This window comes from Gemmobacter nanjingensis, assembly GCF_014652195.1.
GTDB lineage: Bacteria > Pseudomonadota > Alphaproteobacteria > Rhodobacterales > Rhodobacteraceae > Gemmobacter > Gemmobacter caeni.
Genome location: NZ_BMYI01000021.1, coordinates 34,909 through 47,870 on the forward strand (window position 1 = coordinate 34,909; position 12,962 = coordinate 47,870).

Sequence of the window (12,962 nt, forward strand, 5' to 3'; positions counted from 1 at the left end):
AGGGATGGTCCCTTCAGCCAGAAACAGGAGCTTCACATGCAGAACATCGTCATCCTCGCCGACAACATCGGTCAGTCCCCGGAAGTCCGCACCACGCAAGGTGGGACCAAGATCACCAACTTCACCCTCGCCACCTCGCGCCCGCGCCTGTCCGAGGATCGGGTCCAGCGCGACAAGGACGGCTACCGCGTGATGGACACCGAATGGCACCGCATCACCTGCTTCAACGGTCTCGGCAAGACGGTCGCCGACAACTGCGAAAAGGGCATGAAGGTGATGGTCCACGGCCGCATTCACTACACCAAATGGACCGACGCCGCCGGGGTTGACCGCTACGGCTGCGAGATCATCGCTGAAAAGGTCGACTTCCTGAGCCGCCCGAAGGCCGGTGAAGGCGAAGATCCCGAACTGGTCGACCGCGAGGACCAGTTCGCGGGCTGAGGCCCTGAGATCAGAGCCCGGTGGCGCAAGCTGCCGGGCCTTTTCAGTTCTTTGCCGTCGGCGCTTCGGGCCAAGGCATAAAATCCAGGCGCCACGGCGCTACGCGCTGATCTTGCCGGTGGACGAGACCAGGTCCGTGACCAGCAAGGCGTTCTTCGCGCGCCGCTTGTTCGCCGTGTACCATACTGTCTTGCGCTCGCCGGTGTGGCTGAACGCATAGGTGACGCCGAGTATCTTCTCGCGATGATCTGGGTCGACCATCCATTCGACAGGCCGGCCAACATCAAGTTCGGCTGCCGACATGACGCAGTCGAGGGCATTTGATTTCTGATCAGTCATTTCTCTTCTCCCTCAGTTGTCTTGTGCGGCGGCGCTTTGTCCAGGGCCAAGTCGAAAGCCTCCTGGAACCGCGCGCGGAAGGCCGGGCCCATGACCCGCGCCAGTCCGAGAATGCCAAGCGGGTCGTGCCGGGCAGCAAGGTCGGCTGCAAAAGGCGGTCGCAGGGTCAAGGTCACGCTGGTCGGATGCTTGCCCCGCGCGCCTCTAGGCTCAATGACCTCCGGCATTCCATCGCGTTCCCAGTCGTCAAAGACCCGGTCACGAAGCCCCTGCGCCACACGACGGATCAGGAACTGAACCGAGCACCGCGCCACTGAGGCCCAGGCTTCAGCCAGACAGGCTTGCCGGGCAGTGAGCGACACCGCGACATAGACGACCTGACCGCGTGCCGCTGCGGAGGGAACAGGTACCGCATGGGGCCGCGCCGAGTGCGCTGGTGCCCGCGGTTCACCCACCTCTTTCCGGGCTTCTTCTTGGCCGCGGATGGCTTGTCTACCGACAACGCTTTTGGGCATGACCACTGAGTCTACTGTCACGGTTGCCGGTTGCTCAGGCTTCGCGTCTGGCAGGACGCTGACCGGCACCAAGGGTATCGCGCTCGGTCTGTCGGACTCGGCTGGAGGCGTAGCCATCCCGCCAAACCCAAGCTTCGCTGAAAAACCCGCATCCTGCCGGATGATCCGCATCTGATCTTTACGCGGTGCCATTATGCGACCTCCGCCGTTGCGGCGATCAACTGATCGATTTCGTCGAGAAGCTCCCCCGCCTCCTTCACGGCCGTCTGAAGATGCGCCGCCAACCCGCGATTTGGCGTCTTGTCCGCGATCGGGCCGAGGAGCCCTTCCTTGTCCATCCGGACATAGGCGCTGCGACTGGATAGCCAGGCTTCGCAGGCGGGCAATGACCGGAAGAGTTCATCCGCCACCGCGCGCTCCGTCTCAGAAAGCCGGACCTGCACGCGGCTGAACACCACGGAGAAGCCGGCAAGCTCATCTGGTTTGTCGACCCTGCCTCGCAACTTCAGATACCAGCTGGCCGTCTCGAGCGTCTCGCTGAGATCGCCGCGCGACAGCATCATCGGACAGATGATCCGATGGGCGGCGACGGCCAGCACGTCTTGCGCCTCAGACCCGCCACCGAAGGTGTCGATCAGGATCAGATGCTCCTGGTCCGGCTGTTCATAGATCTGGTCAATCGCCTCGACGACCCGGTGCGCGTCAAGCGTGTGGATCACCTCGACAAGGGGTGACCAGTTCCCAGCCTCTTGCCCCGCCTGCATCCACTTGAGGCAAGACCTCGATGCGTCAGTGTCGAAGATCGTAGCCGTCTCGCCGCGACTTGCTGCAGCAGAAGCAAGGGCGCGGCAGAGCGTACTTTTGCCCGATCCTCCCTTCCTGTTCATCACCAGTACAACCCGTATTCCGTAACCCATGACCCACTTCCTCACTTCGCATATCGACGATCCCATTTCTGAATGCCGATCGCTGAAATCGTTTATCCCAAATCACATTTCTTTAATCCGAGTTCAGACTGCAGATATCAGAAACCATCTCGCGCAACTCCTATTGCGCAAGGCGTATCTCTTTAATCATTTGTCTGATTACTGGATGCGTATGTCTTTTATCTGATTGCGCAATGCGTGTATCATAAGGCGTAGCCCTGATCACACGTCGCTGATGCCACAAGACGCATCCCACACTTCCTTTCTCCGAACCCGCAACACTGAACGTTTGGGTCCGTACATCAAACAAAACAGGGCGTTACCGCCACTTCTGCCCGGGAAATGCCCTCCTGCCAAGGGCTTGGAGGTGCACCTTCTCCGGTTGCGCCTTGTGCATTCAGCGATCAGCGAAGCGCACTCGGTGGCAGGTGAGTTACCCAAGGTTAACACAACCTGCAAGGGGTCATATCGCGCATAGATTGTGCTTGATCAAGAGCTGAAAGAAGGGGATAGAGAAGGTGGCAGGAAATGCGAGATGTCTACAAATAATCGGTGGCGGAAGTTGGCAGTAAAATCAGATCCTCGCAAAACAGGACCCAAGTCGGAGTCCAACCTTTCAGCCAAGAAGAATTACGTGGGGGCTGATTCTGCAGCGCAGCAAGCGACCCGCCGGGGGCGGCCCCGAGGCGAGAGTTCTGGCCAGGTGGTCAGCTGCCGTCTGCCAGCCGAAGAGCTTCAGGCCTTCGATGCGCTCTGCACCCAACTGGGCGCGAAATCCCGCTCTGACGGTGTACGGTCGGTCGTGCGGATGGCGTCGGGTTTCCTTGAGTTCAGCCGGGAGGACAGCGCGCGGCTGGAGGATATCCGCTACGAGTTGGCCAAGATCGGGACCAACGTGAACCAGATTGCACTGGCGGCGAACCGTGGCAGGGCGCCGATGGTCAAGGCGCAGTGGGCGTCGGTGGACGAGTTGCGCCGGTCGCTGCCTATGGTGGCGAAGGCGCTGAGCCAGATCATCGCGGAACGCCGTCGGCAGGGCGTTGCGCTGTTCCGCAAGTTTGCTGAAACCCAGGAGGGCGCGCGCCATGGTTAAGCTTGGATCGCGCCCGATCGGGCTGGCAGCGGCTGTTCTTGGCGACCTCGACTTCCTGCGTCCCCAGTCCGGGCGCGTGAAACCCGGACCCTCTTCCTCCTCTCGGCAGGGTTTCCGGTTCTCGCCGCGGGCGAGCCAGTTGTGGCGATTTTCGTTGGGGTCGAACGCTGCAGTGCTGAAGAAGATCGGCAAGGGCGGCACCGCCAACGCGAAGGAACTGGCGGCCCAGATGGATTATCTGTTCTCGAAATCGGCCTCGATCTTCGGCAACGGGGTGGTGCTGGATGCCGATGCCAAGGGCCTCACCAAGGACGAACGGAGCGACATCGTCGGCGACTGGGTCGAGGATTGGCGCGGATCGCCGAAGAATGGCCACACCAGCCATCTGCTTCTCAGCTTTCCGTCGCATGTGCGGCCCGGGAAGGCCAGGCTGATTGCAGAGGCCTGGGCCTTCGAGATGTTCCAGTCCGGCGAACACCAGGACGATATCTGGTCCTATGTCGCGGCTCTGCACACCGACCGGCCGCATCCCCATGTCCATATCGTCGTGAACAACCGGGGTACGCTGAATGACAGCTGGTTCTTCATGGCGAAGGAGCATGTGTTCAACCTCGATAGGATGAAAGAGCGCATGGTGGCCATCGCCGCTGAGGAGGGTGTGTTTCTGGATGCGACCTCGCGGGCGGAGCGGGGGCTGCTGACCTATGGCCCGTCGAGGGCAGAGATCGAACGTGCCCGGGAAGAGGGCAGGGCGCCAGAGGAGCGGCCGCGTGAGGGCAGGGCGCTGGAAGATGCGCTTGCCACGATGGCGCGCACTGCCGACACCATGCGCAGTCTGAGCCATGTGGCGGCCCTGACGGGGCTCCCGGAGATCGGCGAGAAGATCGCCGCCGCCGAAGAGGCCCTTCGCCGGGGCGGGGTGCTTCATCCCTTCCCGGCTGGGGCAGCGACGCTCGAGCGCGCTGACTTGGAGCGGCATTTCAGCGGGTGGATGGCAGAGACCGGGGACAGGATCCGCAAGGCTCCGCTCGCCGAGCGGAAGGACCTGCGGGATGAACTTAGTGGCTACGCCATCGACATCGCGCGCGGGCTTGGCGATGCCCGCGGCGCGCAGCTTCTGCAGATGATGCCGCAGTCTACGGTCTACGGCATGGTGCTCGATGGCGATATCCTGACGCGGCGCAGGCTGGAGACGACCTTGCGGCCCGGCGCGGCGGAGCGGCTGCGCGTGGAGATCGTCGCGGGCGCGAGCGCGATTGGCCTGAGCGGCGAGCGCATCGCCAGCCGCCTGGAGACCGGCGCGGCACATGCCTGGGAAGAGCGGGACTGGGTTCAGAGCGACCTTCTGGTCCTCGCCGGTCGGCGGCGGCTCGATCTGCGTGACCCGGATCAGGGGCGACGCGCGGCCGACGAGTTACAGGGGTTCTACGACCGAGCGGCAAGGACGATTGACCTTGCCGTTACCCATGAAGCCGTGCCCGAGAACGACCGACTGGTGCGTACGCTGCGGTCGATGGGGCGGATCATGCAGGCCGAGGGCAAGATCGAGTTCCGCGGGGATGCCCATGCGGAGCGGTTCGCGGCCGAGCTGCGCGGGCGATACGGGGAGGGTGTCGTGGCGCAGCTTGCCGCAGGTCGGACCGATGCGTTGGCGCGGGATGTCGAGGATGAAGCCGAGCGGCGGTGGATCGCGCGGGCGGTGGTCTCAGCGGCGAAGTCGCATGTGGCTTTCGGGTTGACACTTCGAGAGGCAACGAGGTCGGAGCGGACTCTGGCCGGCGGCCCTGAGCACACAGGCCCGAAGGATTGGGAATTGTGAGGCGGTCCCGCCTTGCGCCCTCGTGACCTTTCACATCGGTTCTCGGCCAGAAATCGCATGTGCGCCGTTCATTTGTCTGGCTCCGACGCTGTAGCTCCCTGACAAGGCACGACCGCGTCGCTAGGTTGGTCGCTGAAATCAGGCAGCCGGGGCAGGTGACAGGTGGCAAAAGATCGGATCGACGAGGCATTGGCAGCACTCGCGCAAGCTGGCGGCGACGGGTTCGGCGCCCGCCGCGACATCCTCGAACGGTTCAGCTTCGATCTCCTGCATCGCCCGGCCCTCGGCGGCCAGATTGTCGCGCGCCTTTGCGCGATCGACGATCTTTCGCCGAAGGACGAGGATCTGCTCGACCTGCTTGGCGCGGGCCTTGATGCAGCGCGCATCGCTTGTGAGAACGGCAAGGTTCGCGGGCAGGCCTTTGTTGATGCGGTCGAAGACGCCCTCGCCCTCGCGCGGCGTCAGGGCCGGATGACGCCCGCGCACAACCTGATCTTCGCCCGGGCTTGGACCCGCAACGGACTGACAGCGCCGGCTTCTCTGGAGGTGCAGCGCGAAGATGTCGTTCCGGCAGATGGTCGGCGCACGGCCAATCCCGCCGAGGGCGATGCGTTGCTCGACGGGCTCTTTGCCGAACTGATCAGCCAGGCAGAGGGAGAGCCGCTGGCGCTGCACACCGCACTGACCGAAAGCTTCGGGGCCATGCCCGCCGAGATGCGCGAACATGTCGTGGCCTATTCGTTGGCCCGCAGCGATCCGATCCATGCCGATCTTGCCTGCTTCTGGCTCCTCGATCCGGCTCCGGCCATCCGGCTTGCGGCGGCCCGGGCAATTGCGGCACGTCTGGCGCGCGGCGATCTGCCGGGCAGAATCCTCGCGACACTCGTCGTCCTGCGCAGCTGGATGCCGGAGGATGACGCGCGGCGGGAGATCGACCTGGTTCTCAGGGAGGCGATGCGCAGGGGCGTGGCAGCAGAGCCCGAACCGGGACCCTGGACGCTCCACGCTATCCGCGCCACCCTGCCGGATGGCGGCGGTGCCCAGAGCATCGGCATCGCCCTCCAATCGGGAAGCCGGCGCAAGATGGCGATGCTGCTTCTGAAACAGGGGCAGGGCGTGAAGGATGCCTATACGATCCCCTGTCGCTCGGCGAAGGATCAGAAGGCGGTCATCGACCACATGTCCGGGGAGGTCGGCGCGCTGAGCGTCACGGCTGATTACGTCCGCCGTGCCCTGGCCATCGCGCTGGCCGACGGCCTTCTGCAAGGTCGGCCGCCGGTTCCGGGCCTGATCGAGGTTGCCCGGATCTGCGGCCTCTCTGGCCTGCGCCCCGAGATGAAATCGACGCCGGACCTGATCGCCGGTCTGGTCTCGACGCCCGCCATCCGGGCGCTTCCGCCGCGAGAACAGGGCGCCCTGATCCTCGCGAGCGAGGGCTGGTGGGACCGTCATGAAATCGTCGAAAGCTGGTTCGAGGAAAGCGATGAGGCGCAGGCGGTGCTCGACAAGGCGCGAACTGCGCGCTCGGGCGAAACGGCGCTCTGGAAATGGCTGGAGACCCGGCGCGACTGGTGGGCGCGCATTCTGGCCCGTGCCGCCGATGTGCTGGAAACCGCCCTCGAACCGGACGCGGCGAGTTTTGCAGCTTGCGCCGCGGCATTGCTCGACGGTCGTGACCTGAAGAAGATCCCGGTGATGCTCGACATTCATGAGCAGACCATCGAGGCCTGGATCCGGGACGATCCGGATTTCGATCCGGGCGCGTCCCTTGAGGAGCTGGCCGCGGAGGCGCCGGCACCCGAGAAGAAGGGCGAGATGGTGGCGCTCCTGCGCGGCACGGACCTCGCGCCCGACTGGCTCGATGGTTACCTGACCGGTGTCGTCATCGCACCGCAGATGCTCATGCCGAACCAATGGTTGCCCGCGATCCTCGATGCTGTCCTGCCGCGGATCGATCCGTCCCGGTTCCAGCGGTTCATGGACCTTCTGATGATGCGCGCCCAAGCGGTGTCGGATCTTGCCTCCGAGCCCGGAGAGTTCACCGCATCGATGGCCAGGCGCTCCAGGAAGGGGCAGGCGGATTGGGCCGCGGGATTTGCGGAGGCTGCGGGGAAGTTCCGGGCGGCCTGGCCGAAGAAGGGCATGACTGAGGAGGACCGGCGGCTTCTCAAGATCGCCTCGGACGGGCTGATCGGTGTCGAGTTGACGGAGTTCGCGGCACTGATCGCCCGGCGGCAGGCGAAGAATACTGAGTGAGGGCGATCCGGTCGGCTTCGTGTGGGCGGGGAGCGACCGCATGGCGACTGCCGCTCGGGCAGAAAGCAGGCTTTTAGTCCCTCAGCCGAGCCGGAGTAAGTTTCATGGATGTCAGAGGTATTGGGACAATCAGACGACCGTCACTGTGCGAGGCGCAAATTCGCGATCGTTTATTCTTTCCACAGGAACTTTTATGCACTATGTTACATCGGGAAAGGAGGCGATCATGCTGAATGCTCACAGACACTCCGCAGAGCCGGATCGCAGGGCGGTCCTGACCAAAGCCGTCCTCCGGGCGGCTGAACGGCTCGACATCTCGGGCCGTCTCCTTGCCGAGGTGCTTGGCGTCTCCGAGGCGCAGGTGTCCCGTTTCAAGAGCGGGGAAGCCGCCCTGACCGATCATGGCAAGCCGTTCGAGCTTGCCGCACTTCTGGTGCGTGCCTTCCGCTCGCTGGATGCGATCACGGGCGGGGATGAGGGCGTTGCCCGGGCGTGGCTGACGGCACCCAATACTGCGCTCGGGGCACGCCCCGCCGAACGGATTGCCTCTGCCCAGGGACTCGTGGATGTCGTCACCTATCTGGACGCCCGACGCGCTCCGCTCTGAGGCCCGGCCGCTTGAAAGCCCGGCCTGGCGACTGGTCGAAGCGCAGCACCGTGTCTCGACGCTGAAACTCGTCGACAGCCTCGGTGAGCAAGACGTGCTGGAAACCATCCTGGACGAGACCAAGCCGCCTGTTCCGCCCGAGTGCCGCCATCTCGACTATCTGCTTTCAACGCCGTTCCGCTATCGGCCCTATCCGCAGGGCTCTCGCTTCCGCCGGGCCGGGGTCACGCCGGGCGTCTGGTATGGTGCGGAGCGGCCCGAGACCGCGACGGCCGAGATGGTGTTCTATCGTTTCCTCTTCTACGCCGAGAGCCCGGAGACGCCCTTCCCGGATGATGCCGCCGAATACACTGCCTTTTCGGTCGATCTGGCCGCTTCTGTGGCACTTGATCTGACCACGGGTGCACTGGCGGCGGACCCGGGCCGATGGCAGCACCTGACCGACTACGAGCCGTGCCAGGGCCTTGCCGAGACCGCGCGCGAGGTCGGGGTGGAGGTCATCCGCTACGCTTCCGTGCGCGATCCGGCGCGCGGGGCGAATTTCGCGGTGCTGACCTGCCGGGCGTTCGGCAGCCCCGCGCCGGTCGAACGGCAGACATGGCGCATCCGCGTCAACCGGACCGGAGCGCAGGCCGTCCGCGAGCACCCGCGCCTCGGGATCGAGTTCCCGCCGGGCTCGTTCGCGGACGATCCTCGCCTTGCCGGCATGATCTGGGACCGGCCGCGGGCACGGTGATTGTTCTGTGGGCGCACGGCAACGGCTGGCCCGCCGACGCAGGGGGCGGGAAACGGCCGTTCGCTGCGGTCGCCTTCATTTGACACAATGAACTCAATGCGGCCGTTCACGGCGGCGTCGGTTCAGGGTTCTGCACCTGGCCTAGGTCGTCCGCCAGAGCGCTTTAGGGATAAGGGCAAAAAGCAGTCAATCTCTGCGTCTGAGAACGTCATGTCCTCCATGTTTTTCAGCCGGTCCTGGGCTTCCTCATAGGCCTTTCCATCAGTCTGAGGCGCCCCCACATAAAGAGCCGCGAGCATAGCCTGTAACTCGTCACGACGCTCAACGGCTTGCTCGTGCGGCATCTTTGGGAGATCAGTCAGCAGTGATTGATAACATTCGCGAATGTTCCAGAGTTTTGCGGCAGCATCGCGATGTTTCTGAGCTGTGGCCCCTGGATCAAAGTTCTTGAGATACGCCGCCACCAGCAGGGTTAGGAACGACAAAGCCGCGGTCACCAGCTCAAGGAAAGCACCCTCTTTTACCACCACGCCTACGGCTCCGGCGCTTGTAAGCGCGGAGAGTGTGATCTGAGCCCATTTGAAAACACGCAGGCTCCCGGCGCAGCGGTCAGCCATCCTTTCGTGCGTTTTGTGAGTGTGTACGACTCGTCCAAAGCACTCACGGATTTGGTCTTCGAAGGCGATGTCGTAGCTAGGCGGCATAGTTTTCGTCCTGGGCGTCTCGCACGCGAATCGGAACTCGGATTGTGTCGCGTGCGACAACCACGCCGCGGCTTACGGCATAGCATTCGACAAGGTGGTCCCCGCGGAAGTTTGTCGTCTCTTGACGCTCGGCTCGTCCCTCGTCGTGTACGATCTGGCCACGGATCATATCGCGCCGCTCCGCTTCATCGCCGCGGTTCAGTACTTTCCAGTACAACTCCACGTTTTCGGGCAGGTCCGATGCATCTGCCAGGAAGAACCGGAGCTTTTTTTGTGGCCGGAGCACGCCGTACCCCTCCAAGAGCTGCCGTAGCATCGTAGGTCGGAATCCGTCCTGGGTAACTTCGCAGTTGATGCGAAGGTCGTATCGGATATCGACAGGGAATCTGTCTTCGACAAATTCCTCCGTGTTCTTGAAGACATGGGCGTATGCTGCGGCTTCTCCCGCTGCACTCTTTGCGGGGGCAGGATAAGCGTTGCCGAAGACATCTCGCCACTTCTGACGCTCGTTCTTTTGGCCGCTTGCCTCGATCGCTTTGAGGCACAACTCGTAGGCCTTCTTTGCCTTGCGTTCGAAGCGCTTTTTCACACGAACGCGTTGGCGGCTGCCCAGTGCGGCATATTCGGATTGTTCGGGTTGATCGGCCAGAAACTCGAAGAAATCCCGGCACATAAAGTCGTAGTAATGGTAGCTCTTCGTATCGTAGTCGTCGGTCGACTCGAGGAAGTTGTACGCCAGCGTGTCGATCAGAAGGCCGCCCATTGCGACACCGTGCTTGTTTTTCCAGGCACGGGCCATCTTGCACAAGCGACGTAGATTTCGGTTCTTCCGCGCGTTGGCCTCCTTCATCTCATCAAGCTCAGCCTGGGGCTTCGTGATCTTCCACGACCCGCCATTGGCGGTGTCAGGATATTTGTAGCTCCCATCTGCGAGCTTGAAGGCTGGCATCACCTCGAGGTGGAAGTCTTTGTAGAGTACCCGGACCACCAAGCGATCTACCTTTACCGTTGTCGAAGGGTATCGCCGCTTGATCGCGGCCCTCGCGTCTCGGAGGAGCTCATACTGTCGACCGTCCTTGTAGTCCTCCCACTTGCCCGCCGGCATGACGTAGATCATGTCCAAGTCCGAGATACCATTGATCGCTGTCCATCGACCATAAGAACCAACTTGGAGACTATTCGCCGTCTTGGACTCCGTGTCGCGAAACTCCTTGTTCAGTGCAGCGGTCACTTCGCCGTACCGCGACCCAATCGTCGCAGCGTTGTCGATCTTGATGTTGTCGAGAAAGGTCTTGAAGTCGTCCGAAATGCTCATGTGCGCCTCGCTATGTGCCTTCGGCCCAAATGGGCACAAATTTGTTAGTTACTCGGCTGCGTAGTTAAAGCCGAGCTTCGCCAAGAGCGCGGCGGACTGCCGGCCTGACAAATAAGGCCCCTGCGGCGGAAGACCGGCTAGGTCGGTCGGTTTCACTTGGGCGAACTTTGCGCCAGTCGAGATCTCTGCTATCCGGCCGCCGTTTACGCCAAACCAGGCGGCGATGTCATGTTGACGATCCCCGCGGGCGAGCATTCCTTTGACGATGGCAGCGTCTTCTTCGTTGAGCCGGATACCGCTCGGCACGGCCTTAAAACCCTGAGTCATCCTACATCACCTTGTGGCCGGACTCGAAGTCAGACTCCGTATATAGTGGGTGAGTCCAAATGCCGCAAGGGGCGGTTGCACATGTACGAAATCAGCGGTTGAAAGGAGCCTTGGCTGCTCTTCCTCGTCCTGCGCCGGCATATTCTTGTCCCCGAGATGGGCTGACCGGCGGTTCCGCAGCAAGCACGAAAGCCGGCTGCGGGGCAGCTGTCGGTTAAAGTAGAGCGGCGGTCTTGGGCTGGCTAGCTTTGGAACGCCGTGTGGGATCCGAGCAACAGCCACAGCGCCGGCCCGGCTTCGTCCGGGGGCGAAACCGGCGTTCTCGCGCTCTCCGCGCCACTTCCAAACGATCGATAATTCTGTCTAGATTGATCTCATGTGCGGCGCATCAACTTCAGGGCGCAGCAATTGTCGAGGTGGGAAATTGGTAAAGAACATCTGCATTTTTTCGGACGGTACCGGTCAGATGGGCGGGGTTCGCCCCGATCAGCGGTTATCGAATGTCTACAAGATGTACCGCGCCATGCGCCCTGGTCCTGACTCCCCGATAAACCCGGCGGAGCAAGTTGCCTTCTACGACCCCGGCCTCGGCACCGGCGAAAGCGGGGGTTTGTTTCGGCGCATCAAACCAATCCTCGAGAGCGCTGTCGGCACCGGCATCGACCACAACATTATAGACTGCTACGAGCAGATCATTGCGCACTACCAGCCGGGCGATCGCGTGCTTCTGTTCGGATTTTCACGCGGCGCCTACACCGTCAGGGCCTTGGCAAATGTGATGAACCTCTGCGGCGTCCCGACAAAGATGCCGGATGGCACGCCGGTTCCTCGATCTGGCCCAAGGCTTCGCAAAATCGCGAAAGACGCCGTGAAATTCGTCTACAATCATGGCGCAGGGAGGCCTCGCGGTCGGAACCCCTATTTCACACATCGAGAAGAACTGGGGCATCGTTTTCGCCAGAAATACTCCTCCTCGCCAGTCGAAGGCGAGGATAAGCAGGGTAACGTGCAACCGACTTTCATCGGCGTTTTCGATACGGTTGCATCGTTGCGAACGGCGGTCGTACGAGCTTTGGTCTGGGGCACAACGCTGCTCGTCGGGGTTGGGGTCTACGCTGGTGTGGCTTTGGGCTGGACCTGGTGGGTTCTCGGACCACTGGGGCTGTTGCTCGCATCCCTCCTCTTTCAACTCGGCACCTTGCTCGCCGACAACTTCAAGTACTTCTCGGACGACCCTTCACGCAAACTGAAGCTTTGGCGGCCATCAGATTGGCGGCAGCTTTGGAGAACCGGACATTTCGCGGGGTGGAGCAAACAAAACTATGATCAATGGCTCGATCCCGATGTCCAGCATGCGCGGCATGCCATGGCTATTGACGAGGACCGGGCCGACTTCCCGCGCGTTGGCTGGGCTTCAAAGAAAGCGGCCATCGAGACTGCAAAACGGGAGCCCAAATGGCTCAAACAAGTTTGGTTTGCCGGCTGTCATAGCGACATCGGCGGCAGTTACCCGGAGGCGGAGTCACGCCTCAGCGATATTGCCTTGGACTGGATGATCCAGGAACTGAGGGAGTGCGTGCCCTCCATCCAGATCAACGAAGGCGTTCTTCACCTCTGGCCCGATCCCTTGGGGATGCAACATCGTGAAGACGCGATGTTGAGCGCAGGGCCTCTGCGAATTGGCTGGAAGAAGGGAATCCGGGAAGTCGGGGACGACTTCCCGCTCCATCCTTCGGTCACCGAGCGCCTGAAAGCTGATGCGGTGGTCCAATCTGGAGAGGTGAAGCCCTATCGCCCGGAACAACTGAAGGGCCGCAAGGCCTTGGAATGCTATTACGGGCAATGAACCGCTGACACCCACGACGAAACGCCGCACCAAGTTGC

13 protein-coding genes are annotated in these 12,962 nt (G+C 62.3%); 7 read left to right on the forward strand and 6 right to left on the reverse strand.

The genetic code is table 11. The features are described 5' to 3' along the window. Positions 1–36 precede the first annotated feature (36 nt). A complete protein-coding gene (locus IE126_RS21820; RefSeq protein WP_189382226.1) occupies positions 37–441 on the forward strand; it encodes a single-stranded DNA-binding protein in 405 nt (134 codons plus the stop codon). Between the two features lie 99 nt (positions 442–540). On the opposite strand, the gene IE126_RS21825 is transcribed toward IE126_RS21820, so the two are convergent. Genes IE126_RS21825 through IE126_RS21835 form a run of 3 tightly spaced genes read right to left on the reverse strand, consistent with a single transcriptional unit; the run spans position 541 to position 2,212 of the window. Further along, positions 541–780 carry a hypothetical protein gene (locus IE126_RS21825; protein ID WP_189382227.1) on the reverse strand — a complete coding sequence of 80 codons (240 nt, stop codon included), beginning with the start codon at positions 778–780 and terminating at the stop codon, positions 541–543. Next, a complete protein-coding gene (locus IE126_RS21830; protein WP_189382228.1) occupies positions 777–1,487 on the reverse strand; it encodes a hypothetical protein in 711 nt (236 codons plus the stop codon). Before IE126_RS21830 ends, IE126_RS21825 begins: the two co-directional genes overlap by 4 nt. Then, positions 1,487–2,212, reverse strand: coding sequence for a nucleotide-binding protein (locus IE126_RS21835; protein WP_189382229.1), 726 nt, complete (start codon positions 2,210–2,212; stop codon positions 1,487–1,489). Before IE126_RS21835 ends, IE126_RS21830 begins: the two co-directional genes overlap by 1 nt. 712 nt (positions 2,213–2,924) lie before the next feature. On the opposite strand from IE126_RS21835, the gene mobC reads away from it, so the two are divergent. From mobC to IE126_RS21860, 5 genes are all read left to right on the forward strand, one after another. Further along, positions 2,925–3,314: a plasmid mobilization relaxosome protein MobC gene (gene mobC, locus IE126_RS21840; RefSeq protein ID WP_229825786.1), complete on the forward strand. Its 390-nt coding sequence runs from the start codon at positions 2,925–2,927 to the stop codon at positions 3,312–3,314. Then, positions 3,307–5,133 carry a relaxase/mobilization nuclease domain-containing protein gene (locus IE126_RS21845; protein ID WP_189382230.1) on the forward strand — a complete coding sequence of 609 codons (1,827 nt, stop codon included), beginning with the start codon at positions 3,307–3,309 and terminating at the stop codon, positions 5,131–5,133. The genes mobC and IE126_RS21845 overlap by 8 nt, the downstream gene beginning before the upstream one ends. Before the next feature lie 162 nt (positions 5,134–5,295). Continuing rightward, on the forward strand, positions 5,296–7,389 hold the full coding sequence (locus IE126_RS21850; protein WP_189382231.1) for a UPF0149 family protein: 2,094 nt from the start codon (positions 5,296–5,298) through the stop codon (positions 7,387–7,389). A gap of 226 nt (positions 7,390–7,615) precedes the next feature. Next, positions 7,616–7,996: an MbcA/ParS/Xre antitoxin family protein gene (locus IE126_RS21855; RefSeq protein ID WP_189382232.1), complete on the forward strand. Its 381-nt coding sequence runs from the start codon at positions 7,616–7,618 to the stop codon at positions 7,994–7,996. After that, on the forward strand, positions 7,956–8,732 hold the full coding sequence (locus IE126_RS21860; protein ID WP_189382233.1) for an RES family NAD+ phosphorylase: 777 nt from the start codon (positions 7,956–7,958) through the stop codon (positions 8,730–8,732). The genes IE126_RS21855 and IE126_RS21860 overlap by 41 nt, the downstream gene beginning before the upstream one ends. Positions 8,733–8,854: 122 nt before the next feature. Here IE126_RS21860 and IE126_RS21865 read toward each other — a convergent pair whose 3' ends face one another. From IE126_RS21865 to IE126_RS21875, 3 genes are read right to left on the reverse strand one after another with little or no spacing between them, the layout of a single operon-like run. Continuing rightward, the gene (locus IE126_RS21865) at positions 8,855–9,436 is read right to left on the reverse strand and encodes an SLATT domain-containing protein (RefSeq protein ID WP_189382234.1); all 582 of its coding nucleotides are present in this window, start codon (positions 9,434–9,436) and stop codon (positions 8,855–8,857) included. Next, positions 9,426–10,751, reverse strand: coding sequence for an SMODS domain-containing nucleotidyltransferase (locus IE126_RS21870; protein WP_189382235.1), 1,326 nt, complete (start codon positions 10,749–10,751; stop codon positions 9,426–9,428). The genes IE126_RS21865 and IE126_RS21870 overlap by 11 nt, the downstream gene beginning before the upstream one ends. Before the next feature lie 48 nt (positions 10,752–10,799). Further along, on the reverse strand, positions 10,800–11,078 hold the full coding sequence (locus IE126_RS21875; protein WP_189382236.1) for a hypothetical protein: 279 nt from the start codon (positions 11,076–11,078) through the stop codon (positions 10,800–10,802). Positions 11,079–11,502: 424 nt separating this feature from the next. Here IE126_RS21875 and IE126_RS21880 point away from each other — a divergent pair, with 424 nt between their 5' ends. Then, complete coding sequence (locus IE126_RS21880; protein WP_189382237.1) at positions 11,503–12,924, forward strand: phospholipase effector Tle1 domain-containing protein; 1,422 nt, start codon at positions 11,503–11,505, stop codon at positions 12,922–12,924. Positions 12,925–12,962: the final 38 nt, after the last annotated feature.